The sequence below is a fragment of the Amycolatopsis sp. cmx-4-54 genome, assembly GCF_046548895.1.
Taxonomy (GTDB): domain Bacteria; phylum Actinomycetota; class Actinomycetes; order Mycobacteriales; family Pseudonocardiaceae; genus Amycolatopsis.
Genome location: NZ_JAEBEJ010000005.1, coordinates 424717 through 449150, shown reverse-complemented (window position 1 = coordinate 449150; position 24434 = coordinate 424717). Strand labels below are relative to the sequence as shown.

Annotated in this window: 23 protein-coding genes; 18 read left to right on the top strand and 5 right to left on the bottom strand. The window is 69.8% G+C overall.

Annotated features, from left to right (window positions below; genetic code table 11):
* Nucleotides 1-102: 102 nt before the first annotated feature.
* Together ACLJQ7_RS19295 and ACLJQ7_RS19290 are read left to right on the top strand one after the other, a co-directional pair.
* On the top strand, nt 103-573 hold the full coding sequence (locus tag ACLJQ7_RS19295) for a hypothetical protein (protein WP_410649562.1): 471 nt from the start codon (nt 103-105) through the stop codon (nt 571-573).
* Nucleotides 570-1493 (top strand): hypothetical protein, encoded by a 924-nt coding sequence (locus ACLJQ7_RS19290; protein WP_410649561.1) that lies wholly within the window; start codon nt 570-572, stop codon nt 1491-1493. The genes ACLJQ7_RS19295 and ACLJQ7_RS19290 overlap by 4 nt, the downstream gene beginning before the upstream one ends.
* A 6-nt stretch (nt 1494-1499) precedes the next feature.
* Here the strand turns inward: ACLJQ7_RS19290 and ACLJQ7_RS19285 are convergent, their stop codons facing one another.
* Entirely contained in the window at nt 1500-2351 is an 852-nt protein-coding gene (locus ACLJQ7_RS19285; RefSeq protein ID WP_410649560.1) for an alpha/beta hydrolase family protein, read from the bottom strand.
* 165 nt (nt 2352-2516) lie between these two features.
* Between ACLJQ7_RS19285 and ACLJQ7_RS19280 the strand changes: the two genes are divergently transcribed.
* Complete coding sequence (locus ACLJQ7_RS19280) at nt 2517-3596, top strand: J domain-containing protein (RefSeq protein ID WP_410649559.1); 1080 nt, start codon at nt 2517-2519, stop codon at nt 3594-3596.
* 113 nt (nt 3597-3709) lie between these two features.
* On the opposite strand, the gene ACLJQ7_RS19275 is transcribed toward ACLJQ7_RS19280, so the two are convergent.
* Nucleotides 3710-6208 (bottom strand): M14 family zinc carboxypeptidase, encoded by a 2499-nt coding sequence (locus ACLJQ7_RS19275; protein ID WP_410649558.1) that lies wholly within the window; start codon nt 6206-6208, stop codon nt 3710-3712.
* A 214-nt stretch (nt 6209-6422) separates the two neighbouring features.
* On the opposite strand from ACLJQ7_RS19275, the gene ACLJQ7_RS19270 reads away from it, so the two are divergent.
* From ACLJQ7_RS19270 to ACLJQ7_RS19255, 4 genes are all read left to right on the top strand, one after another.
* Nucleotides 6423-7112, top strand: a complete 690-nt coding sequence (locus ACLJQ7_RS19270) for a DUF998 domain-containing protein (RefSeq protein ID WP_410649557.1) — start codon at nt 6423-6425, stop codon at nt 7110-7112.
* A gap of 97 nt (nt 7113-7209) precedes the next feature.
* Nucleotides 7210-7548, top strand: a complete 339-nt coding sequence (locus ACLJQ7_RS19265) for a YciI family protein (RefSeq protein WP_410649556.1) — start codon at nt 7210-7212, stop codon at nt 7546-7548.
* A gap of 23 nt (nt 7549-7571) precedes the next feature.
* Nucleotides 7572-8813 (top strand): RNA polymerase sigma factor, encoded by a 1242-nt coding sequence (locus ACLJQ7_RS19260; RefSeq protein WP_410649555.1) that lies wholly within the window; start codon nt 7572-7574, stop codon nt 8811-8813.
* Entirely contained in the window at nt 8810-9571 is a 762-nt protein-coding gene (locus ACLJQ7_RS19255) for a class I SAM-dependent methyltransferase (RefSeq protein WP_410649554.1), read from the top strand. The genes ACLJQ7_RS19260 and ACLJQ7_RS19255 overlap by 4 nt, the downstream gene beginning before the upstream one ends.
* Here the strand turns inward: ACLJQ7_RS19255 and ACLJQ7_RS19250 are convergent.
* Both ACLJQ7_RS19250 and ACLJQ7_RS19245 read right to left on the bottom strand, forming a co-directional pair.
* Complete coding sequence (locus ACLJQ7_RS19250; protein WP_410649553.1) at nt 9477-10115, bottom strand: hypothetical protein; 639 nt, start codon at nt 10113-10115, stop codon at nt 9477-9479. The two genes, ACLJQ7_RS19255 and ACLJQ7_RS19250, sit on opposite strands and share 95 nt — an antisense overlap.
* On the bottom strand, nt 10112-10444 hold the full coding sequence (locus tag ACLJQ7_RS19245) for a hypothetical protein (RefSeq protein ID WP_410649552.1): 333 nt from the start codon (nt 10442-10444) through the stop codon (nt 10112-10114). Before ACLJQ7_RS19245 ends, ACLJQ7_RS19250 begins: the two co-directional genes overlap by 4 nt.
* 363 nt (nt 10445-10807) lie before the next feature.
* Here ACLJQ7_RS19245 and ACLJQ7_RS19240 point away from each other — a divergent pair, with 363 nt between their 5' ends.
* Genes ACLJQ7_RS19240 through ACLJQ7_RS19225 form a run of 4 tightly spaced genes read left to right on the top strand, consistent with a single transcriptional unit; the run spans nt 10808 to nt 14484 of the window.
* Nucleotides 10808-12097: a helix-turn-helix transcriptional regulator gene (locus ACLJQ7_RS19240; protein WP_410649551.1), complete on the top strand. Its 1290-nt coding sequence runs from the start codon at nt 10808-10810 to the stop codon at nt 12095-12097.
* Nucleotides 12094-12831 carry a hypothetical protein gene (locus ACLJQ7_RS19235; protein ID WP_410649550.1) on the top strand — a complete coding sequence of 246 codons (738 nt, stop codon included), beginning with the start codon at nt 12094-12096 and terminating at the stop codon, nt 12829-12831. The genes ACLJQ7_RS19240 and ACLJQ7_RS19235 overlap by 4 nt, the downstream gene beginning before the upstream one ends.
* Nucleotides 12822-13418 carry a dCTP deaminase gene (gene dcd / locus ACLJQ7_RS19230; RefSeq protein WP_410649549.1) on the top strand — a complete coding sequence of 199 codons (597 nt, stop codon included), beginning with the start codon at nt 12822-12824 and terminating at the stop codon, nt 13416-13418. The genes ACLJQ7_RS19235 and dcd overlap by 10 nt, the downstream gene beginning before the upstream one ends.
* On the top strand, nt 13402-14484 hold the full coding sequence (locus tag ACLJQ7_RS19225; RefSeq protein WP_410649548.1) for a thiamine-phosphate kinase: 1083 nt from the start codon (nt 13402-13404) through the stop codon (nt 14482-14484). The genes dcd and ACLJQ7_RS19225 overlap by 17 nt, the downstream gene beginning before the upstream one ends.
* 128 nt (nt 14485-14612) lie before the next feature.
* On the opposite strand, the gene ACLJQ7_RS19220 is transcribed toward ACLJQ7_RS19225, so the two are convergent.
* Nucleotides 14613-17888, bottom strand: a complete 3276-nt coding sequence (locus ACLJQ7_RS19220; RefSeq protein WP_410649547.1) for a S8 family serine peptidase — start codon at nt 17886-17888, stop codon at nt 14613-14615.
* A 215-nt stretch (nt 17889-18103) separates the two neighbouring features.
* Here ACLJQ7_RS19220 and fabG point away from each other — a divergent pair, with 215 nt between their 5' ends.
* From fabG to ACLJQ7_RS19185, 7 genes are all read left to right on the top strand, one after another.
* Nucleotides 18104-18865: a 3-oxoacyl-ACP reductase FabG gene (gene fabG / locus ACLJQ7_RS19215; RefSeq protein WP_410649546.1), complete on the top strand. Its 762-nt coding sequence runs from the start codon at nt 18104-18106 to the stop codon at nt 18863-18865.
* A gap of 3 nt (nt 18866-18868) precedes the next feature.
* The gene (locus ACLJQ7_RS19210) at nt 18869-19321 is read left to right on the top strand and encodes a MaoC family dehydratase (RefSeq protein WP_410649545.1); all 453 of its coding nucleotides are present in this window, start codon (nt 18869-18871) and stop codon (nt 19319-19321) included.
* A gap of 91 nt (nt 19322-19412) precedes the next feature.
* A complete protein-coding gene (locus ACLJQ7_RS19205) occupies nt 19413-20438 on the top strand; it encodes a phosphotransferase family protein (protein ID WP_410649544.1) in 1026 nt (341 codons plus the stop codon).
* A gap of 4 nt (nt 20439-20442) precedes the next feature.
* Entirely contained in the window at nt 20443-21666 is a 1224-nt protein-coding gene (locus ACLJQ7_RS19200) for an acyl-CoA dehydrogenase family protein (RefSeq protein WP_410649543.1), read from the top strand.
* The gene (locus tag ACLJQ7_RS19195) at nt 21663-22844 is read left to right on the top strand and encodes an acyl-CoA dehydrogenase family protein (protein ID WP_410649542.1); all 1182 of its coding nucleotides are present in this window, start codon (nt 21663-21665) and stop codon (nt 22842-22844) included. The genes ACLJQ7_RS19200 and ACLJQ7_RS19195 overlap by 4 nt, the downstream gene beginning before the upstream one ends.
* Nucleotides 22841-23956, top strand: a complete 1116-nt coding sequence (locus ACLJQ7_RS19190) for an acyl-CoA dehydrogenase family protein (protein WP_410649541.1) — start codon at nt 22841-22843, stop codon at nt 23954-23956. Before ACLJQ7_RS19195 ends, ACLJQ7_RS19190 begins: the two co-directional genes overlap by 4 nt.
* Nucleotides 23957-24038: 82 nt before the next feature.
* Entirely contained in the window at nt 24039-24431 is a 393-nt protein-coding gene (locus ACLJQ7_RS19185) for a hypothetical protein (protein ID WP_410649540.1), read from the top strand.
* The last annotated feature ends 3 nt before the right edge of the window (nt 24432-24434 follow it).

The following is a 24434-nucleotide window of genomic DNA, read 5'->3' as shown; positions in this document are numbered from 1 at the left end:
TCCCCGGGAATACGCCCGAACGGACCAACCCGGCACGTATCAGGGGGGCGCCGTTCCGCGTCCTTATCCAGAAGGACGTCTTCCCCAGGGACGGTGAGGTCCATGAAACGGCTGTTCAGCGTGGCGATGGCGATCGCCGCACTCGGATTCGCGGCGGCCTGCGGCGGGACGTCCACGCCCCGCGACACGGCTCCGGGCGAGCTGACGACGGAGACGGCCCCGACGGCGTCTTCCGAGGCGACGCCGACGGACGGTCCGGACACCGATCGCTCCCGTCCGCCCGTCGTCCCCGGAAGCCCGATCAGGTACAACAGCGACCTGCTCGGCACCGACCCCGCCACCGCCAAGAGCGCGATCGAGCAGAACCTCGAACGGCTCTGCAAGAGTTCCCGGCGGTGCGGGGTCTCGGTCGTGATCGCGGACGCGAACGCGGGAAACTGCATCCGCGCCATCGGCCCGAATCCGGTCCAGCCCGGCAAGACGATCACGATCCGGGCCAGGGCCTGCGAAACCGAAAGTTCCGCTCCATCGAAGTCGGAAAGCGAGCAGCCGAGCGAAACCACGAGCGGATGAGCATCCGGCGGCCGCTACGACGGGGCCTCCGCGCCCCCGCTCCTCCGGAGCCCGAACCCGCGGCGGGCCCCTCGCACGCGCTCAAGCTGGTCGGCACGGTCCTGGCCAACACGACCTTGCTCACCGCGCTGCTCTACTACTTCGGGCTCGTCTACACGCAGACGTACTTCGGCTACTTCCGCGTGCACTACACCCTGCTCGGCCAGACGCCGGACGAGATCTTCGGGCGCGGCGTCGACGGGGTGCTCCTGCCCCTGACCGCCGTCGCGGGCGCCGCGCTGCTCTTCCTCGTGCTGACCAGGTTCCTGAAGATCCGCCTCGGCGAGGCCTCCTGGTCCCGGCTGCTGCGGATCTGCTCGCCCGTCGCCGGCGTCCTCGGCCTCGCGCTGCTGGCCGTGACGACCGCGATCGCGCTCGACCCGGAACCCTTTCGCGATCGTCCCGGCGCTCCGGGGATCGGTTTCGCGCTCGGGGTCCTGATGGCGCTCTTCTCCTGGCGCCACTGGACCTCGAGCAGGACGGGAAACACCCGTTCGAGCGTCGCGGAACTGGTGACCGGCTACGTCCTGGTGAGCATCGGCCTGTTCTGGGCGGTCGGCGACTATTCGGGAGCCGTCGGCACGAGCCGCGCCTTCGAGGTCTCCGGGGTGATCTCGACCAGACCGGCCGCGACGCTGTACAGCGCCGAAAGCCTCAACCTCACCGCGAACGGTGTCGTGCAGGTGAAGTGCGCGAACCCCGAGTCGGCCTACAAGTACCGGTACACCGGGCTGAAGCTGCTGCTCCAGTCCAGTGGCCAGTACGTCTTCCTCCCGGCGAACTGGCGGGCCTCGACCGGCGTCGCGTTCGTGCTCCCCAGGACCGACAAGCTGCGCCTGGAATTCGGGCCGCCCCGATCGGTCCCGCCGCCGGGCTGCTGACGCGCGTCAGAGCAGGTGGCGCTCCAGCCACTCGGTGACCGCTTCGTCGACGAGTTTCGCGATCGGCAGCTGCGGCGCGGGATCGATGCCCGGGTCTTCGGCGAGCGGGTGGGCGAGTCCGGAAAGGCGGCGCAACCGGACGTCGTCGGACACGGCGTATCGGGCACGCACCGCGTCGACGAGTTCGTCCGCGTCCGCGCGAAACGTGGGGAAATCCTCTTCGCCGCTGACGACCAGCAGCGGAACCTGCGTTTCCCTGGCCGAGATTTCACCCGATCGTGCGACGAAGTCGAGGTGATCCGCCGCCTGGTTCGCTTCGTCCGTCCACGAATAGGGCTGTTCCAGCATGGTTTCCACCACGCCGACCAGCGACCGCGCCCGGACCGCGGGGTTGACCAGCGCGGCGGCCCGCACCGGGATCTCCCTGGTGGCCAGGATCGTGAGCGCCACGGCACCGCCGAGGGAACCGCCGACGACGGCCATCCGCGAGGTGTCGAAACCGAAGCGTTCCCGCAGTTCAGCGAGTGCGGCGGGGAATTCCAGCGCCGCCTGCCGGACGAACGGCTCGGCATAGGCCAGCACCGCGTCACGGACGGCCCGCTCGACCACCGCGTCCATGCTGCCGTCGACCATTCTCGCGCCGCACAACGGCATTCCGAGATAGACCCGCCACGCGGGCACCCCGGCCAGCGGCAACGCGGCCGCGAACGCGGCGTCGGTGCGGGGCGCGTCGATCATGTGCCAGGCGACGACCACCGGCGCGGGGCCGCTGACCTCGGCCGATGGCGGCAAGACGGTGAACGGCACCCCCGCCGCCGTGCCCGTGACCGGTTCTCCCACCACTGTCCCCCCTCGCATGCTGTCGATCTCCACGATATCCAGGACGCGGCGGAGGCGGACCTCGTTCCGCCACAAGCGAAACAGTATCCCGCGGAGTCACCCCGACGTGCCGCGGAGGTGGTTGCGGGCGATCGACGGCGGCCGAATAGTGTTGCGGCCCGGCCCTTTGGAGGTGAACCGCCCGTGCCCGATGTCGACTACTACGAGGTGCTCGGCGTGGGCAAGGCCGCCTCGATCAACGAGATCAAGACCGCCTACCGGCGGCTGGCGAAGTCCCATCACCCCGACACCGGCGGGTCCGCGCTCACCTTCCAGCTGGTCCGCGAGGCCTACGACACGCTCAGCGATCCGACGCGGCGCGCCGGCTACGACGCGGGCGGCCGTTCGGTGCGGGCCCCGATCCGGCCGCGCCCGCGGCGTCGCTTCGGCGAAGAACCGGGCTACGAGCCCGAACCGGTCGTGATCGATCCGGACGACCTCGAATGGTGGGAATTCGCCGCACAGGACGCGCGCGTGCGGCACGGGCGGCGGCGCGGCCCCGGGCACACCCCGGTGGTGGCGGCGGTCGGCGGAATGGTGCTGGTGCTGTTGCCGGTGCTGACCGGCGTCGGATTCTCGGCCCCCACGCTGATCGTCTGGCTGATCCTGACCGCCGGGACCGCGCTGCTCGTGCAACGGCTCGCCCGCGGCTACCTGGCGGCTTCGCGTGCCAAGAACCGGTTCGCCGCCGAATTCGGCGGGAAACGCGTGTTCGGCACCCCCGGCGTCGAGACCGACGAACTCGCCGAACGGCTCACCGCCGGTCTGCTCGAGCGCTACCTGACCCGGCTGCCCGGCGCCCGGATCTTCCACGGCCTCTCGTGGCCGGACTCGGTGTTCGCCGACGTCGACCACGCGGTGCTGTGCGGAAAGCGGCTCGTGCTCATCGAATCGAAGCTGTGGCTGCCCGGGCACTACGAAACCGATGACGACGACCGTCTGCTGCGCAACGGCCGCGCCTTCCGCGGCGGCGGGAGCAGGCTGACCGAAAGTCTCGCCGAATACCGGCGGATCCTGCCGGGGGTCGCGTTGCGCGGGGCGATGATCGTGTACCCGAGCCGGACCGGGGAGATCACCACGGATCTCGAGGATCCCTCCCCCGCGCCGCCCATGACGCCGGAGCAGTTCCTGCACGAGATCGGCGGCTGGCTGGCGGTGGAGCCGTCCACTGTGGACTCGGCGACGATGCGGGTCGTGCGGGACCGGGTCGTGGGCACCGTCTGAGGGAGTCCCCTCCCGCATTCAGAGGACGAAATGCATTCGGAGGTCGAGCGCGTGAAGGCCTCCTTCCCTCGGCTGAGCCGAGGGAAGGAGGCCTTCACGCGCAAAGAGGAGAACTACCGGACCGAGCGCTCCTTCTTGGCTCGCGCGGAACGGGTGCAGACCTCACCGACGTCGACCGTCTGGCCGCGGTCGATGTAGACGTCCGCCAGCCCGACGAGCTTGCCCTTCGGCGACGTACAGGTCAGCTGGTACGCCTCCTTCGGGCCGTAGGTCGGCGGGATCGGCGACTGGAACGACACACCGCCGGTCCAATCGTCCACAGTGGACGGATTCGCCTGCGAGTAGTTGACCAGCACGGCCGTGTAGTCCCCGGCGGGCGGGTCGTACAGGATCGCGTGCTCTTCCGTGGTCGAACCGTTCGCCGACGACGAGACCATGTTGCCCGCGGAGTCGAAGACGTACAGGTCCCAGTCCGAGTCCTGGCCGGCCCACTTGACGTCGACGCTGAACTTCCCGTTGTCGACCTTGGGGAGCCCGTCGACGTGGAAAGTGAAGCTCTCCGAAGCCGGGTCGACCGGGTAGTTCGTGTTGATCGCCGGGACGCCGGCCGGGTTGACCGCCTGGATCGCGGGCTGCGCCGGACCCTGCGGCTCGCGGCCGTAGCGGCCCGCGACGTAGGGCCGGGTCGACGGGTTGATCGACCACGCGAACCGGCCGCCGGTGGAGGACAGCGACGAGTTCAGGTCGTCGGTGACGTAGATCGGCGGCTTCGTCGAGCCGTCCGGCTGCACCACCGGCGAGGTGGGCGTCTGGAACGTCTTGTGCAGCTTCAGCTGGTAGCCCTTCGGCGCCGTACCGATCAGCGTCGAATGCGCCGCCGGGTCGGCGGTGTTGGCCAGCATGTCGATGAACGCGGCACGGTTGCCGCCCTTGCCCGCGCCCGCCGCGGGGGCGACACCGGTGTACTCGGCGACGACGCCCTCAGCGAACGGCGGGTGGAACTCGTTCGGCCCGACCTCGAAGGTGAAGCCCCAGCCACCGGTGGCCCAGTACGACCAGTCCTCGGTCGAGCCGGTCGTGTCGTAGAGCGCCCACGACGGCTGGCTGGTGTACCCGTTGCGGGAGGCCATCTTGTCGCCCAGCGCCTTGTACGCCGGCTCGTCGAGCGGCGGGCGGACGGCGGCGACACCCGGGACACGCAGCACCAGGTTGGAGTAGGTGTGCAGCGTGATCAGGTTGGTCACCTGGCGGTTGGACACGATCGAGCGGATGTTCTGCGTCTCGGGCTCGGAGAACGGGCCGGAACCGCGGAACGTGTCACTGCGCCACAGGGTCGACGCGCCGGCGCCGCCCCAGAAACCGGCGTAGTTGCGGTTCGGGTCGGTACCGCGTTCACGGCCGGCGGGGTTGGCCTTGCAGACGCCGGTCGCGAACTCCTTCGGCGAGTCGTTGACGTTGCAGTTCTTGCGCTTCATCTCGTAGTCGAACCGCGAGAAGTCGCCCTTGGGCTCGGCCTCACGGGAGATTTCGAAGCCGTCGGGGTTGACGATCGGCACGATGATGTTGCGCGTCCGCCCGACCAGGCCGCGGATCTCGGCGTTTCCGCCGGCGTAGCCCTTGACCAGCTCGTAGGCCCATTCCATGGCGTGCTCGCCCGCCGGCCACTCCCGGGCGTGGTGCACGCCCATGGTGAAGTTGACGGGTTTGCCGTCCGCGATGTTCTTGACGTCGCTCGCGACCTCGAGGCCGATGACGTCGCGGCCTTCCCAGGTCGGCTGCGGCAGCGTGAACGCCGTGACGAGCTTGGGGTTCTTGCGGGCCAGTTCCTTGACCTCGAACTGGTAGTCGTAGAGGTGCCGGTAGCTCGTCCGCCCGGACGGCAGCGTGGAGCCCGGCGTCTTCGCGGCGTACTCACGGTCGGTCTTGGCGTTCTGGATCGACTTCGCCGAAAGGTCGGCCTGGACCACCTTCGACTTGAAGCCGTTGTCCGCCAGCGTCTTGCGGTCGGCGTCGTTGGCGAGGACGACCTCGACACCGGTGGCGTCGGCCTTCTCGGTGACGTCGAGGCCGAGCCGGAGCAGCTTGTCCTTGTCCTGCTTGGCCGGGGTCTCGACGCGGACCAGCTCGGCGCGCTGCGGCGCGTGCGCGGCACTGGTCGGCGTCCCCTGCGGCGTGAGGGCGAGGAAGTCGACCCCCAGCAGCGCGTCGCGTGTCTTGCCGTCGTACCGGCAGGTCTGCACGACCAGCTTCTGGTCCTTCTTCACGAAGCCTTCGGCGAGTTCGTGGCTGCGCAACGCGGCGGACGCGGCGACCACGGCGCCGGTGTCCTTGTCGAAGACCGCGAGGTCCCAGTCGCCCTCGCCGCCGCCACGAGGCGCGAGCCGCGCCTGCAGCAGACCGTCCACTGTGGACGTGAACTCACGCCGGTCGGTACCCGCCGTGCCCTGCTTCTGGAGCGCGGCGAAACAGGACCGCGCCACGGCCTGGTTGGCCCGGACCACGTTGTCCGCGGCCACCGCCGTCGTGGCCGACGGAAGTGCCACGAAGGTGCCGGCGAGCACCAGGGTCGCCGCCGTCCATCCCGCTCTTCGCCGGTTTGGTGAATACCCCACAGACTGACCTCCTTGGACAGTCCGGTGACCGGGTGAGGTCACCGGTAGCGAGACCCTAGACCCGGGACACCATCGGAGGGACCCGCCACAAGTCGCCTGCACCCCTTTCGGCCCAACGATCTCACCGAGCGTGCCGGAACGATCACCGGGATTCCTGTCGATTCCGACAGGAAAGCCTAAGAAAACCTTCAGGTTGGGTGGTTACCGTTCAACCATGACGACGCCCCAGGTCACCGCCCGGTCCCCGCTGGCCCTGCTGGCCGCCGTGGTCTCGGTCGCCGGCGGAGCGTTGCTGATCCTGCTGTTGCAGGTCCTCCCCGCCACCAGCGACATCAGCCCGGTTCGCCGCACCATCAGCGAATACGCGCTGAGCGAGCACAAGTGGATCTTCGACGTCGCGGTCCTGCTGGTCGCGTTCGGTTCGGCCATCGGCTTCGGCGCCCTCATCCGCCGCAAGCACCTTCCCGCCCTGTCCGTGGCCTCGGTCTTCTGCGCCCTCTGGACGGTGAGCCTGGTGGTGATCGTGGCGTTCCCCAAGAACAACTGGGCGATCGGGCCGAGCACCGGCGGGACGGTGCACCGGATCGCGAGCGTCGTGGCCTTCGTCTGCCTGCCACTGGCAGTGTGGTTCGCGGCGAAAGCCGTCTTCCCCTCCTCCCCCGCGCGGCGCGCGGTGACACGGGTGCTCGCGGTGGCGGCCTTGGCCTGGTTCGGCGTGATCCTCGGGGCGATCGTGGTCTCGATGAATGGCGGCGAGCCCTGGTGGCGGGCGATCCCGCTCGGGCTGGTCGAGCGCGCGATGGCGCTGACCGGGCTGTTCGCGCTGGCGTCGCTGCTCATCCCCGCACGGGTGGTCACCGCACCGGTGACCGAGCAGGCCGAAGCGCTGGAGATCGCGTCCTGAAAGTTCTTCCCGCCATCGTGTCCATTTGACGGTCTCCCGCTCGTAGTGGTGTCGTGCGGCAAGCAGGCCGCGCGCGAACCAGAACGGGAGTACCACCGTGAAGTACATGCTGCTGATCCAGGCCGCGACCGGCGACGTCGAGCCCCAGTGCACCTTCGAGGACTGGATGGCCTACGACAAGCAGGTCAAGGACGCCGGGATCTGGTCCGCCGGTGAGTCGCTGGCCGACCTCGTCACCGCGACGACGGTGAAAGTGGACCGGGACGGGAAGCGGACGGTGACCGACGGGCCCTACGCCGAGACCCGCGAGGTGCTGGGCGGTTTCTACGTCGTCGACGTGCCGGACCTGGACGTCGCGCTCGACTGGGCGGCTCGCTGCCCCGGCGCCAGGGACGGCTCGGTGGTGGTCCGCCCGGTCGCCGACTTCTCCGCCTGACCGTGGACGAGCGGAGCGCCGGCGTGGCGTCGGTCGAGGCGGTGTTCCGCGAGGAACGGGGCAGGCTCCTCGCCGCGCTCGTGCGCCGCTTCGGCGACTTGGATCTGGCCGAAGAGGTCACGTCCGAGGCGATCGAAGCGGCGCTGGAGCACTGGCCGGTGGACGGTGTCCCGCCGCGGCCGGGCGCGTGGCTGATGACCACCGCCCGGCGCAAGGCCGTCGATCGGCTGCGCCGTGACCAGGCCTACGCCGCCAAACTCGCGGTCCTGCAGGTGGAAACCGATCGGGCCGGTCCCGTGCCGGACGCCGGTGACAGCCTGCCGGACGAGCGGCTGCAACTGTTCTTCACCTGCGCCCATCCCGCCCTGCCCGTCGAGGACCGGGGTGCGCTGACCCTGCGGTTCCTCGCCGGGCTGACCACGCCGGAGGTGGCGCGCGCCTTTCTCGTCCCGGTGCCGACGATGGCGAAGCGGATCGTGCGGGCGAAGAAGAAGATCAGCGAGGCCAGGATCCCGTTCCGCGTTCCCGGCGCGGACGAACTCCCCGAGCGGCTGCCGGGGGTGCTGCAGGCGGTGTACTCGATCTTCACCGAGGGGTACTCGGCCAGTTCGGGAGCGAGTCTGCAGCGGGCAGGCCTGGCCGAGGAGGCCATCCGGCTCGGCCGCATCCTGCGCGGGCTGATGCCCGCCGACCGGGAGGTGGCGGGGTTGCTCGCGCTGATGCTGCTCGTCCACGCCCGGCGGGACGCCCGGACCGGGCCGGACGGCGAACCGGTCCTCCTGGCGGACCAGGACCGGAGCCGGTGGAACCGGGAACTGATCGAAGAGGGCGGTGACCTGGTGGTCGCCTCGTTGACCGGTGGCCCGCCGGGCCCGTACGGGGTGCAGGCCGCGATCGCGGCCCTGCACGACGAAGCGGCCGACGTCGAAACCACCGACTGGCCGCAGATCGTGGCGCTCTACGACGTCCTGATGACCTTGGCGCCCTCCCCCGTCGTCGCGCTCAACCGCGCCGTGGCCGTCGCCCTGCGCGACGGCCCGGCCGCGGGGCTCGCGCTGCTCGACGAACTGGGCGGCGAACCGCTGCTCCGCGGCTACCCTCCGTTCGCCATCGCCCGGGCCGAGCTGCTGCAACGGCAGGGCCGCCGAGACGCGGCGGCCGCGGCCTACCGCGAAGCGATCGGGCTAGCCCCGACAGAACCCGAACGCGAACACCTGCGGCGAAAGCTGGCCGCACTCGAATCCCCATCGGAGACAACACGATGAACACCGAACGACTTGCCCGCGCCTGGGACGAAGCCGCCGACGGATACGAGGCGTACTACGTCCCCCGGTTCGCACCCTGGGTCTCCGCGGCGGTGCGCGCCCTGCCCACCGACCTGCCCGACGGCCCCGTCCTCGTCCCCTGCTGCGGGACCTTCCCGGAACTCGACGTGCTCGGCGGGCACCTGCCGGGCCGCGAGATCGTCGGCATCGATCTTTCCGCAGGCATGGCCGCGAGGGCGAGGCGGCGGGCCGCGGGCACTTCACTCGTGCGCGTCGTCGTGGGTGACGCCTCGGAACTCGAACCGGCCTCGGCCGCCGCGGTCGTCTCGGTCTTCGGCCTCCAGCAACTGCCCGAACCCGACGCCGCGCTCCGGTCCTGGGCAGGGGCGCTACGCCCGGGTGGCGTGCTTTCCGTCGTCTACTGGCCGCACAGCACCGAGCCGGGCGGGCCGTTCACGGTGCTCTCCGACGTGCTCTGGGAACGGGTCCCCGCCGGGGACCGCTCCTGGGAGCAACGGCTCGTGCCCGCACTGAAGGATGCCGTACTCGAACGGGACGAGCCCTTGTCGTTCCCGATGGTCCATCCCGACGCCGACACGTTCTTCACCGCGCACACCCGATCGGGGCCGATGCGGCCGCTGGCGGACGCGCGCGGTGAAGGCTTCATCGCCGCGCTGCGCGCGGAATTCCGGCGAAGGGCGCCGGAAGGGGAATGGCGCCACCGCCCGTCTGCCCGGCATATCGTCGCGCGGGGTTGACCTCGTCCTCTTGCGCGTCCTTGCGCAAGCGTGCGGTGCAGACCGAAAGGTGCACCACGTTGGCGCGTTTGTGATGGCGGTACACGTGGACGTCCGAGGCGAAGCACGCCGCGGCCAGCAACGCCCGCCGCTGCTCGATGCGCTCGTAGCCGACGCCTGCCGGACAGAACACGATGACCTCGACTTCGTCACCGCGTGGTTTGGTCCACAGGATCATCGGCAGCTTGCCGTCGAGCGTGCACACCCGGGCACGGGCGAACCCGGTCCGCAACCGGTGCTGCACGACGATCGAGCGGAGCCGGTCGCGGAGGAATCGCCGCGCCGAGCGCCAGTAGAACAGCCAGTTCGCGACACCGAACAGCACGACCGCGCCCCAGATCGGGCCGACCGCCTGGAAAAGGGAGAACAACGCGTACGGGAGCACGACGAGCGCGCCGAGCTCGTACCGCCAGTGATACAAGGCGGTGAACGGGTTGGGCCTCCTGACCACCGTGATCTCCCTGGCCAGCTCGGCGATCTCCTGGGGTTCCTGCCAACGGCTCATGACCTTCCTCCTGTCCGTCCGGCGGTTTGCTCGGCGGCCACGGCCGCCGCGGGAATGGAGCGGACGACACCGGCACCGGCGCAGTCCGGGCAAACGGCGTCCTCGTAGGGCCACCACCCCGTGCCCCCGCAGGGCGCGCACGCGTGGACGGTGTCCCAGCGGGGATCGCGGTAGACGCGGCGCCTGCTGTTCGGCACCCGCGTCACCTGCCAGCCGCGAGCGGCCGCGCGCGTGTCCTCGCGGGCCGCGAAGAGCCATTCGTGGAAGCGTTCGAGAAGTCGATCGAACCAAGATCGGGGCGCTGCCGTGTGGTTCTCGTGGTGGGACATGAGGTTCACCCCCGATACTGCGAAGCGCGGACTCGGGTCGGCGCACACGCTGCCTACTCCGGCATTCGTGTGGCCCGCAGGCGACGCGAACCGGGTCAGATGCTCAGCGTCACCTTCAACTGGCTGACAGCATCCACGCTCCGGTCGTGCCCGGGTCGGACCGGTCCTCGTGACCGGGTGGGTCACGCACACCAGGACCAGGTCGAACAGGGTCCTGCGCGGCTTTCGACACGGTGCGACACGGCGTTGACCCACGCGCCAGCACGGTCCGATTCCCTTGCTGTACTCTCGCCGTTGTGTGCACGTTCAGTCACCGCCCTACATTGCCTACCAAAGGTAGGTAAGCCCGTGTCTAGTGCCTACATGAAGCCTACATCGGCCGGGCGGGGGCCGGTAAGCCCTGATGCGGAAACCGTTACCGCGTCGGATGTCGGACGTGAGCTGCGGCGGCTGCGCAAGGCCGCGGGCGAAACGCAGGCCGAGACCGCCCGGATCATCGGTGTCACCAGGGCGAACCTGACCCAGTGGGAGACCGGGAAATACCTGCCGTCGGCGCACAACGCGCGACAGCTCGACGATCACTTCCGCGCCGCGGACGCGCTGTTCACCCTGGCGGAGACGGCCCGTTCACCCCACGACCACCCTCCGCCCGCCGTCGGTGACGCCGCCGTCGTCGACACCTCGCGGTCGCTGCTGCAGGTCTTCCACACCGTCGGCGCCAAACTCGCCGAGCGCTTGATCCGGGACGAGCACGGGAAACCGCTCGGCTGGCGCCACAACCTGCAGAAGAGCACCGGGCCGAAGGCGCTCAGCACCGCGTACGGGATCAACACCATGCTGGTGGTAGGCGATCCCTACATCGACCTACATACGCTCGCCGAAGATCTGTACCGGCTGCAGTCGGCACAGGGCTGGCGTGGCCGCGCGGGCGGCAAACGACCGGAGACCACCGCTTCGGTGGTGGACGCGCTTTTCCGGACCAGCACCATGTCCGCCGACGAAGGGCTTGTCCAGCTGGAAGGGTCGCTCGACCCGTACAGCAGGACCCGCCCCTACCTGTTGTCCGCCGTGTTGCACACGGCGGTCCGGCTCCGGCCGGACGCCCCGCTGACCGACCGGCTGATCGACGCGCTCCTGGCGGCCCGGCTCGACTTCGACGGCTCACAGCTGTGGCCGGAGAAGAACGAGGCCGGGCTCGTCGCCCCGGAGGCGTCGGTGGTGCACACCGCGCGGTCGGTCGTCGCGCTGCGGGAAGTCCTGCGCGGCCGGGAAGATCGCAACGACGTCCGTGAGGCGGCCGACGAAGCCACACAATGGCTCATCGACCGGCCGCATTCGGACGATGGCGTGGCCGAGGATCTCGAACGGCCTCGCCCCGACGGGGAAGGAACGACCCGGATCATCATCCGGCACTTCACCGCAGCCTGGGTCGTCCAAGCGCTCGCCACCGCCCCCTTCCTGCCACTCCCCCGGCTCAACCGGGCGCTCGGAACCCTTTGGGAGCGCTACGAAGCCGATCAGGGACTGTGGGCCTGGGGAAGCGGCGACCTACCCATCTGGCAGACGTTGGACGCCGTCACCGCGCTCCGCGCGGCCGCCTTGGCCGTCGCCGGGCCCCCGCTCAGCCCTCCAGGAACTCCAGGAACTTCATGATCGACACCCCGCCCTCGACCCTCACGGGCGCGCCCGCGTTCCTCCGTGAGGTCACCGGCAGTCGCCCCGGCCACGGCGACGCGGACCTCGCCTGGCTGCGCACGGTCGCGCACCGGGTCCAGGACTCCCCCGGCACTTTCCTTTCGTGGCTCGAAGAAATCCTCGGCGACGAGGAAGCCGTCCGCGCCGCGGCGAAGCGTTCCTACTGGCATCCCAACGGATTCGCCAAAATGGTGCTCCACGCCTCCGCCGATTTCCGCATCCGGCTCCATGTCTGGCCGGAATCGGCGGAGCCGTCCCGCGGCGAGTCCAATCCGCACAGCCATCGGTGGGAATTCGCCTCGACCATCATCGCGGGCGAAGGCCTGCACATGGTCGAGTTCCACGAGACAACCGAAGGCGGGAAGCCGTACGCCCGGTACCGCTACGGCGCCGATCCGGCGAATCCGGCCGCGTTGCTCGCGGACGGCGATACCCGGCTCGCGGTGGCGAAGAGCCCGCACGTCCGGCTCGGCGACGTCTACTCGTGCGACACCGCCGTCGTCCACACCGTCCGGCCCATCGAATCGGGATTGACCGCGACGGTGGTGGTCCAGGGGCCGCACCGCACCAGCACCACGGTCGTGTACTGCGAGCCCGGCGAATCCGACGACCAGCCCAACGGCGAGCTGACCGAGACCGATTTCCGCGTCCTGGTCGGGGCCGTCGCGAAAGCGGTGGCGTCATGCCGTTGACCTGGCCCGCCCCGCGCCGGGGGATCCTGACCGACCGCGCCATCAAACGCGCGCACCGCACCGGGGAACTCACGATCACCCCGTTCGAAGCCGGCCTGGTCCGCCCCGCCGCGATCAGCCTGCGGCTCGGCCGTCAGGCGTTCGCGCTGGAATCGACCGGGACCGTCGACATCGCCGACCGGAGCACGTATCCGGAGCTGCGTCCCAAGGAACTCGACGCCGAAGGCAGGCTGCGCGTCGAACCCGGCGAAGTCGTCCTCGCGCCGACGCTGGAGAAGATCGGGCTTTCGGAGAGACTCGCCGGGCTCGTCGACGGCACCAGCGACTACGCACGGCTCGGCATCAGCGTCGTCCTGTGCGGGCAGGTCAGCCCCGGCTTCGGCAGTGAGACCGGAGCCGTGCTGACCCTGGAGATCGTCAACCACCTGCGGCATCCGGTACTCCTGCACCCCGGAACGCGGATCTGCAACCTGATGCTGTTCGCCTCCACCGGCAGCGAACAGCCCTACGGCACGATGCCGGCCAACTACTCGAGCGACCACGACGTCGCCCCGTCCCGATTGGCGGATCATGTCGGGCGGAACTGAATCCTCGCCGATCGGCGACGACGTCCGGCTCGGCGACCTCGGCGAGCACGCGATCCTGGAGCACATCCTGCGACCCCGCTACGGCGGTGTCCGCGGCTTCGGGGACGACTGCGCGGTCCTCGACGCCACAGAAGGGCTTCGCGGCGAACTGGTCGCCACCACCGATACCTGCCCCACGCCGCTGGTAACCATCCTGGGTGAAACGGATCCGTACCACGCCGGATGGCTGCTGGCGACGATCAACCTCTCCGACCTGGCCGCGGCCGGCGCCACTTCGCTCGGCCTGGTCGTCAACTACACCCTGCCGAAGACGACGACGGCCGGTGAATTCCGGCGGCTTCTCGACGGCGTGGACGACTGCACGAAGGTGCACGGCACCAAGGTCGTCGGCGGCGATCTCCGGGACGGCCCGGTCCGGCAGCTCACCGCGACCGCGATCGGCCGGTGCGTTCCCGGCGGGCGGCTCGGGCGCGCGGGCGCCCGAGCCGGCGATCACCTGCTGCTGGTCGGTTCGCCCGGCTATCTGTGGGCGTACGCGCTGCTCGTCGAAAAGCAGGCACGGCTTCCCGGGCCTCTCGCCGCGGACATCCGCGAGCGCGCGTGCCGTCCGATGGCCCAGGTGGCCGCGGGCAGGATCCTCGCCACGGCCGGGCTGGCGCGCGCCGCGATGGACGTCTCCGACGGTCTCTTCCCGACCGTGCGGACCCTTTGTGGCGCCAACGGTCTCGGCGCGCGGATCACCACGGACATCCGGCTGGACGACGCGCCCGCCGAGGTCTGCGCGCAATCGGGACTCGGCCGGTTCGAGCTCGCGCAGGCCTGGGGCGACTGGACGCTCGTGGTCGCCGTGCGGCCACAGGATGTCGGACTCGCCAAGAAGACCCTCGCCGGTGAAGGTGTCGCGGCACAGGAGATCGGCTCCCTCGTCCCCCGCGAAGAAGGCATTTCGCTGGACGACGGCGAACTCTGGGAAGGAATCGCGCAGGAGCGGTTCTCGCCCAGCTCCTGGCACGGCGGCGACGTGCCGAAGCTGATCACCGAGGTTCTCGGCAGGCGCGCGGGCTGAGCTGCCTTCACCCGCAAGCCCCCCTGTGACTGCTGGTGCCCGTGGGGCGCACGTGGCAATTACCGAGTCCGTGAAGGCCTCCTTGAGGGACTCTGGGTCCCTCAAGGAGGCCTTCACGGACTGGGCACCTACCGCAGGCGGTAAGCGTTCAGAATCGTCTGCGTCACCGAATTCCCGCCGGAGTCCGTTGCCGAAAGCCGCAAGGCGACGAAGCGCGAGAAACCGAAAGCCGGCGCCACGACCAAGGCCTGCCGCCGCTCACCGCTCCCGAAGACGGGCTGCCGGTGCCACGTCCGGCCGCCGTCGAACGACGCTTCGGCGCCGACCTGCCGGACGCTCCCCGTCGCCCCGGCCGGGCGCTCGACCTCGATCGGGACGGCGAGCGGGAGCAGGCGCCAAGCGTCGTTCGACGGGCCGAGCGACGGTGTGGCTCGCAGCGTCATCAGCGGTAGTGGCGTTTCGCCTTCCGTTCGCTGCGAACGGAAGGTCCACGACGTGACCACGGTGCCGGACAAGTCGGCGTTGCCGCCTTCCGGTCGTTTCGCGTCGATGGTCAGCGTGTATTCCCCCGCTTCCGACGGCACGGTGAAGGTCACCGGGCCCGCGGTCGGCCATTGGTGCCCGGGCACCTTGGGCACGGAACCGATCTCCTTCCCGTCGCGCGAGAGCTTCGTGGAGCCCTCCACGGCCGACAGGCTGACGTGGTCGCCGCTCGCCGCGAGCAACGGGAGCAGGACGCTGAAGGTGTCGCCGTCGCGCACCGTCTTGGTCAGTTTCGCCGACGTCGGGCCGACGACGGCGCGGTTCCAGTCCTCTTTGGAGCGTTGCCCGGCGCGATATTCGACGCCTGCCGCCGTTTCGTGGGTGTCGCTCCAGACCGCGTTGGAGCCGGCCCGTTCCACGAAGAGCCGTTTCAGCCAGCGGATCTTCCCGGTGCTGTAGAACTCCTCCCGGATCGAGGGCAGCTTCGCCTGGGCGGTGAGGAACCAGGCGTCGCCGAGGGCGACTTCGTTGTCGTAGGGCGAAGGCAGCACGTGCAGATTGCCCCATTGCTCTCCGGTGGCGGCGTAGGTGGCGTTCACCTTGGCCAGTTCGTGGTCGCGCACCCGGTACGCGGAGACGTCGGGAACGCGGCCGTTGCTCGGGAATTGCAGGTTGTAGAGATACGGGCTGTTCTCCGACCTGCCCTCGCCGGTCTGCTTGCTCAGCATGGTCGTGACGAGGAAGTCGAAGTCGGGCACGACGGTGCGGGTGGGCGCGACGTAGGCGTACTGGTCGTCGTGGAAGAGTCTCGGCTCGTACCACGAATAGCCGGTGCTCTCCCGGCCCGCGACGCGTTCGGAGAAGTCGACGATCTGACCGTTCGAGCTGGCGTCCCGGCGGTCGGTCCGCACCGTCACGGGTTTCGCCGGACGTCCGTCCAGCACGACCTCCCGATCGCGATCGAGCACGAAGCCCGGCTCGGCGACCAGGCTCGACCCCGGCGACTCGTCGATCTGCGTGACGAACAGGTACCGGCCTTGCGGCAGCCGGATCGGGCCGCCGCCGTCCTCCGCGTACAGGATCTTCGCGGCGCCACTGTCCAAATTGGTCACGAACACCATGCCGCTCGCTCGGTCGCCCTTGCGGTTCAAGAGCTTGACGTCGGCCGAGAAGACCTCCCGCTGGAGGTCGGCGCCGACGAGGCCGCGAACCTCGACGCCCGCGGCGGCCGCGAGCAGGATGCCACCGTAGACACCGCGCGGCTGCCGGCCGGGGTTCAGCGTGATGACCGCGGTCGCGGTCCCACCGGCGGGCACCGTGATCCTCGGCCGGTCCACCGAGAACAGGCCCTCGGCCGCCGGTTTCCCGCCTTCGTCGCGGACGTCCAGCCGCAGATCGAGGTCGACCGGGACGTCACCACCGTTGCGGTAGGTGATCTCCCTGGTCCGCGGGTTCGGATCGGCGATCGGAACGGTGCCGAAGGCCGCCGTGGTGACGTCGGCGCTCACGCGCTGCTTGACCGCCTTGGCGACATCGACCCGTCCCGTTCCCTGCTGGAAGACGGTCGGCCCTTCGGACGGCTTCGCCGTTCCGGCGAGCCCGGCCTTGATCTGCTCGGGTCCCCACTCCGGGTGCTGCTGGGCGAGCAGTGCCGCCGCGCCCGCCACATGCGGCGTCGCCATCGAGGTGCCCGACATCGGCTGGTAGCCGCCGCCCGCTTTGGCCGCGACGATCGCCACGCCGGGTGCGGTGATCTCCGGCTTGACCGCGTTGTCGCCGCGCCTCGGTCCCTTGCCGGAGAACGGCGCCGTCGTGTCGGCCCGGTCCACCGCGCCGACCGTGAGCGCCGCGTCCGCGCTGCCCGGCGATCCCACCGTGCCCGCCCCGCGTTCCCCGTCGTTGCCCGCGGCGATCACGAACAGCACGCCGTGCTCCTTCGTGAGCCGGTTCACCGCCGCTTCCAGCGGATCGACCTCCTCGCCGTCCGCACCGCCGAGGCTCAGGTTGATCACCTTGGCGCCCTCGGCGACCGCCCATTCCATCCCGCTGATGATCTCCGACCAGCCGCCGCTGCCGTCGTCGCCGAGCACCTTGCCCGCGAGCAGACCGGCGTCGGGCGCGACGCCCTTGAGCCGCCCGGCGGACGCGGCGCCGGACCCGAGGATCGTCGAAGCGACGTGAGTGCCGTGGCCATGTCTGTCCGTAGGGTCGTCACCACCGGAGAAGTCCTTGGCCGCGACCACTTTGCCCGCCAGATCGGGGTGACGGGCGTCGATACCGGTGTCCAGCACGGCGACCTTGACGTCCTTGCCGGTGAACCCGCTCTGCCAAGCCTGCGGCGCGCCGATCTGCGGCACGCTGTGGTCGAGGCTCGCCTTGACCCTGTGGTCCAGCCACACCTTCCGCACCGAAGCCGCGCCGGGGCCGGTCAACGAGGACCAGAACTCCCCCGCGCGATCCTTGGGCTGGGCGAAGGCGGTCGCGCCGATGCTGTCGAGCCGCCGCCCCGCGGTGGCCACCGCACCTTCCTGCTGGACGATCAGCGGCAGGGTCGAGCGCGCACTGTCGTCGTATCCCTCGGCGAGCAGCGTGTCGATCCGGAACAGCCGCGCGTCCAACGTTCCCTTCGCGACCAGTGGCAGGGCGTCGGCCGGGTAGACCGACCAGCCGTCCTTGCCCTGGCTGCGCTGGAACCCCATCCGTTCCCGGCCCGGCCCCGGCTGCACGGCGAGAGCGGGCAGGTCGCCCGGTCGCTCCTGCACGGTGAGCCGGTCACCGGTGATCAGCGTGAGGGTGCGCGGACCGGGCACCGCGCTCTCCTCCGGCGGCCGCTCGGGCGCGGCCGACGCGACCTGTGCGCTGGTCACTCCGAGCACGGTCACCAGGAGCAGACCGGCCAGGGCATGGGCTCTTCGGCGCATGTGTGGCACCTCCGTTTGCGCTCATATCGGTGCGCCGAGGCTTTCGGAAGTGCAGGTCGAGGCGCTAGACGTCGGGGCGATCAGGTCGTCGGGAGTATCCGTTCGGGCATCCGTGATTACGATCACAGCGAGACTCCTGGCCTGACATCTCTACAGACCGACCGCTTAGTACGGCAGACTGGCGTCACTTCCACTCGACGACGAGGAGAACACCCGTGACCGAACACCCCTCCCGTGTAGCGATCGTCACCGGCGCCGGCCGCGGTATCGGCGCGGCCGTGGCCAAACGGCTCGCTTCCGACGGGTTCGCCGTCGGGCTGCTGGACCTCGACGAGGCGGGTGTCAAGCAGGGGGCCGAAGCGATCGTCGCCGCGGGCGGCAAGGCCGTCGGTGTCGCGCTGGACGTCAACGACGCCGCACAGGTCGAAGCCGCGGTGACCCGGGTGGCCGAGGAACTCGGCGCGCCGACCGTGCTGATCAACAACGCCGGCATCACCCGCGACAACCTGCTGTTCAAGATGACCGAACAGGACTGGGACTCGGTGCTGGGCGTGCACCTGAAGGGCTCGTTCCTGATGACCCGCGAGGTGCAGAAGTACCAGACGCAGGAGAAGTGGGGCCGGATCGTCAACCTGTCCAGCACCTCGGCGCTGGGCAACCGCGGCCAGGTCAACTACTCCGCCGCCAAGGCGGGCATGCAGGGCTTCACCAAGACCCTCGCGATCGAACTGGGCAAGTTCAACGTCACCGCGAACGCCATCGCCCCCGGGTTCATCGCCACCGACATGACCGCGGCGACCGCCGAGCGGGTCGGCATGTCGTTCGAGGACTTCAAGGCGGCGGCCGCGTCGCAGATCCCGGTGCAGCGCGTCGGCACCCCCGAAGACATCGCCAACCTCGCGTCGTTCCTGGTGAGCGACGGCGCCGGGTTCATCTCCGGCCAGGTCATCTACGTCGCCGGCGGACCGAAGGACTGAGCCATGCGCGAATTCGCCTCCCTGCAGGAGTTCGAGAACGCCGTCGGCGAGCACTTCGGCCACAGCGAATGGCTGACCCTCACCCAGGACCGGGTGAACCTGTTCGCCGACGCCACCGACGACCACCAGTGGATCCACGTCGACGTCGAAAAGGCGGCCGAAGGCCCGTTCGGCGCCCCGATCGCCCACGGTTTCCTGACGCTGTCGCTCATTTCGGGTTTCGTCGGGAAGCTCTACCGCGTCAACGGGCTCAAGATGGGCATCAACTACGGACTGAACAAGGTCCGGTTCCCCCAGCCGGTCAAGGTCGGCGCGAGGATCCGGGCGGGCGCGGAGCTGGTCGAGGTCACCGACGTCGCCGGCGGCAAGCAGGCCGTCGTCCGGTGGACGATCGAGATCGACGGCGAGCCCAAACCGGCGTGCGTCGCGGAGATGGTCGTCCGGCTGATCGCCTGAAAAGGTGACATCCGGCACCTCGCCGGACCGTCCCTACCCGACATACCGACTGGTCGGTACTGTAATCGGAAAGCGAGCCGCTGGAGGCACCATGAACCAGTCCGACCTGCCGGGCCTCGACCTGGCCAGGCTCAGGGCCCACCTGGACGAGCACCGGCCGGGGCTCGTCCAGGGCGACCTGAGCGGCCAGGTCGTGGAAGGGGGCCGGTCCAACCTCACCTACATCGTGGGTGACGGCCGGTCCCGCTGGGTGGTCCGCCGCCCGCCGCTGGGCCACGTCCTGCCGACCGCGCACGACATGGGCCGCGAGTTCCGGGTGATCTCCGGATTGCACGGCACCGCGGTCCCGGTGCCCGAAACCGTGCTGCTGTGCGACGACACCGACGTCATCGGCTCGCGGTTCTACGTGATGGAGTTCGTGGAGGGCACGCCCTTCCGCTCGGACACCGAACTCGCCACGCTCGGCCCCGCGCGGACGAGGGCGATCGCGGAGGAACTGGTCGACACCCTGGTCGAACTGCACGCCGTTGATCCGGAGTCGGTGGGGCTGGGCGATTTCGGCCGTCCGGACGGCTTCCTCGAACGCCAGCTGCGGCGCTGGAAGAAGCAGCTCGACGGCAACCGCAGCCGCGACCTCCCGGGCGTCGACGAACTGCACGACCGGCTCGCCTCGTCGGTCCCCGAATCGGGCAAGCCGTCGATCGTCCACGGCGACTACCGGCTGGACAACGTGCTGGTGAACGCCGACGACCGGATCACCGCGGTGCTGGACTGGGAGATGTCCACCCTCGGCGACCCACTGACCGACCTCGCGCTGCTGGTGGCCTACGCCGAACGGGACAAGGTGTCGCTGCAGTTCGTGTCCAACGCCAGTTCCGCGCCGGGTTATCCCCGCAACGACGAGGTCATCGCGCGGTACGCCGAGCGCTCGGGCCGGGATGTCTCGCGACTCAACTGGTACGTGGGCTTCGCTTTCTTCAAGCTCGCCGTGATCTTGGAAGGCATCCACCTCCGCTACAGCAAGGGACAGACCGTCGGCGCCGGCTTCGACGGCATCGGCGCGGGCGTCGTCCCGTTGATCGCGCACGGGAACGAAACTCTCAAGGAAGAGGGATAGCAAGATGGACTTCGCCTTCGACGCGAAAACCGAGGAACTGCGGGGAAAACTCCTCGAGTTCATGGATTCGCACATCTATCCGGCCGAGGCCGTCTTCGAGCGGCAGCTGGCCGAGCGCGACAGCGAGTGGTCGCAGCCCCCGATCGTCGAGGAACTGAAAGCCGAGGCCCGCAAGCGCGGGCTGTGGAACTTCTTCCTCCCCGGTGACCACGGCGCGGGCTTGACGAACCTGCAGTATGCGCCCCTGGCCGAGATCACCGGCCGCAGCCTCCGGCTCGCGCCGACCGCGCTGAACTGCGCGGCGCCGGACACCGGGAACATGGAAGTCCTCACCATGTTCGGCACGGAGCAGCAGAAGAAGCAGTGGCTCCAGCCGTTGCTGGACGGCGAGATCCGGTCCGCGTTCGCGATGACCGAGCCCGACGTCGCCTCCTCCGACGCGCGCAACATCGCCACCGGCATCCGCCGTGACGGCGACGAGTACGTCATCAACGGCCGCAAGTGGTACATCTCCGGCGCGATGAACCCGAACTGCAAGATCTTCATCGTGATGGGCAAGACCGATCCGGACGCACCCGCGCACAAGCAGCAGAGCATGATCCTGGTCCCCCGCGACACCCCCGGCCTGACCGTGAAACGCGGTATGCACGTGTTCGGCTACACCGACGGCGATCATGGCGGCCACGCCGAAGTGCTCTTCGAGGACGTCCGTGTGCCGGCGGAGAACCTCATCGCCGGTGAGGGTGACGGGTTCGCCATCGCGCAGGCCCGCCTCGGACCGGGGCGGATCCACCACTGCATGCGCGCCATCGGCATGGCCGAACGCGCGCTGGAACTGATGTGCCGCCGGGCGCTTTCGCGTGAGACCTTCGGCAAGCCGATCGCCGAACAGGGCGTGGTGCAGGACTGGATCGCCGAGGCGCGGGTCAAGATCGAGCAGCAGCGCTTGCTGGTGCTCAAGACCGCGTGGCTGATGGACACCGTCGGCAACCAGGGCGCGCACACCGAAATCCAGGCGATCAAGATCTCCACCCCGATCACCGTCGAGTGGATCCTCGACAAGGCCGTGCAGCTGTTCGGCGCGGGCGGGGTCAGCCAGGACTTCCCGGTCGCCGAGATGTGGGCACAGGTGCGGACACTGCGCCTGGCCGACGGCCCGGACGAGGTGCACAAGCGCTCGCTGGCGCATCGTGAGCTGAAGAAGTACCGCGGGGAGGCCGCCAAGTGACCACTGTGGACGATCTCAAGCGGCGCGTGGCCGATCTGCTGGCCGCGTATCCGCCGGAAAGCACGCCGCGCCAGGACTTCCTCGACGCACGGTTCGACGCCGGGTTGGCGTGGATCCACTTCCCCGAAGGCCTTGGCGGCCTGAACGCGCCCCGCTCCCTGCAGTCCGTTGTCGACAAAGAGCTCGCCGCGGCGGGCGCGCCGGACAACGACAAACGGCGGATCGGGATCGGCCTCGGCATGGCCGCGCCGACCATCCTCGCCTTCGGCACCCCGGAACAGCACCGGCGCTTCCTGCGTCCACTGTGGACAGAACGGGAGGTGTGGTGCCAGCTGTTCAGCGAGCCGGGCGCCGGATCCGACCTGGCCGCGCTGGGCACCCGCGCGGTCCGCGACGGTGACGACTGGGTGGTCACCGGCCAGAAGGTCTGGACGTCGGGCGCGCACAAGTCGCAGTGGGCCATCCTGGTCACCCGCACCGATCCCGACGTGCCGAAGCACCGCGGCATGACGTACTTCCTGTGCGACATGACCGCGCCGGGCGTCGAGGTCCGGCCGCTGCGCCAGATCACCGGCGAGGCCGAGTTCAACGAGGTCTTCCTCAGCGAGGTCCGCATCCCCGACGCGCACCGCCTCGGCGCGGTCGGCGAGGGCTGGAAGGTCGCGCAGACCACGCTGATGAACGAACGGGTCGCCATCGGCGGCACCGAGTTCCCGCGCGACGGCGGCATGGTCGGCGTCGTCACGGAAACCTGGCGGGAACGCCCGGAGCTGCGCACCTCCGAACTGCACGACCGGCTGCTGAAACTGTGGGTGGAGGGCGAAAGCCTGCGCCTGGTGAGTTCTCGCCTGCGGCAGCAGCTCGCCGCGGGCGCGCCGGGACCGGAGGGGTCCGCGGTCAAGGTCGCGTTCTCCGAACTGAACCAGGCCGCGTCCGGGCTGGAGATCGAACTGCTCGGTGACGACGGCCTGCGTTACGACGACTGGACGATGCGGCGTCCCGACGGCGTGAACTTCCTCGGCCGCGAGGCCGGCTACCGCTATCTGCGCGCGAAGGGCAACTCCATCGAGGGCGGTACCTCGGAGGTCCTGCGCAACATCATCGCCGAGCGCGTGCTGGGGCTGCCCTCCGAACCGCGGATCGACAAGGACGTCGCCTGGAAGGACCTGCCCCGATGAGCGACCTGCTGTATTCCGAGGTCGAAGAGGACCTTCGCGCCAGCGTCCGCGACCTGTTCAAAGACCGCGCGGAACCGGCGGCCCTGATCGCCAGGACCGAGACGGCGGAACCGTACGACCTGAAGTTGTGGCGCACGCTCGCCGCCGACCTCGGCGCGGCGGGTCTCGCGGTCCCGGAGGCGCTGGGCGGGCACGGCGCTTCGGCGCGCGAAGTCGCCGTCGTGATGGAGGAACTCGGGCGCAGCGTCGCCCCCGTCCCCTATCTCGGCAGCGCCGTCCTGGCGACGTCGGCCCTGCTGGCGGCCGACACGTCGCAGCCGGAAGTGGCCGAAACGCTCGGGAAACTGGCCGCGGGCACGCTCATCGGCGCGCTGGCGATCCCGCTGTCGACCGCACCCGGCGCCGAGTTCCCCTCGACGGTCACCTTGGCCGCCGACGGCACGGTCAGCGGCCAGGTCCGCAGCGTGGTCGACGCTTCGGTGGCCGAACTGATCGTCGTCCCGGCGGTGGGACCCGACGGGCCCGGCCTGTACACGGTCGACACGGCGTCGGCGGGCGTGACGATCACCGAGGCCGTCTCCCTCGACCTCACCCGGCGCATCGCCGACGTGACCCTGGAGAACGTGGCCGCGAAACGCGTCGCCGACTCCTCGACGGCGGCGTCCGCGCTCGACACGGCACTCGTGACCGCGGCGGGCCTGCTCGCCTCGGAACAGCTCGGGATCGCTGAGTGGGCGCTGACCGAAACGGTGCGCTATCTCAAGGAGCGCTACCAGTTCGGCCGTCAGGTCGGTTCCTTCCAGTCGCTGAAGCACCGGCTCGCGAACCTGTACACGGATCTGGTCAACGCCAGGGCGACCGCGCGATACGCCGCCGACTGCCTGGCCTCCGGCGACGACATCGCGATCGCCGTCGCGGTGGCGCAGGCCCGCAACTCCCCCATCGCCGTCCACGCCGCCGAAGAGGCGATCCAACTGCACGGCGGGATCGGCATGACCTGGGAGCACCCCGCGCACCTGTACCTGAAGCGCGCCAAGAGCGACGAGATCGCGCTCGGCACTCCTGGGCGGCATCGCGCCGCCCTCGCGCCGCTGATCGATCTGCCCGCCTGATCGCCCCCGGCGGGGTCCGTCCGGAAACTGTCGGACCCCGCCGGTACAACTGTTCGAACATCCGATCGAACAGGGAGTCAGCATGAAACTGCTCGTGGCCACCACGAAGACCCAGGGCGCGCGGGAGAACGACTTCGATCACTGCGTGGAGGGCGAGCTGCTTTGGGTCGCCCCGCCCTGCGGCGACGGCGAGAGTTCGCCCGATTCCCGCTGCGGCTGCGGCCGGGCGTTCGGTGGGCTGAGCTCGCACCGCGGAACGACGACGGCGCTCGTCGCGGATCTGCCCGGCTTCACCTATTCCGACTACGCCGACGCGTTGCGGTCGAGCCTGGCCGCTCAGGGCTGGCCGCCCGAAGCCGCCGAAGACGTGGCGACAGATCTGCTCGCCCTCGCCTCCGAATGGGAGGTGGGGACGGTGATCGAACGCCGCGACGACTGGTTCGCCGAGCGGCTCGTGCCCGCGCCGCCGGGCTGAGCG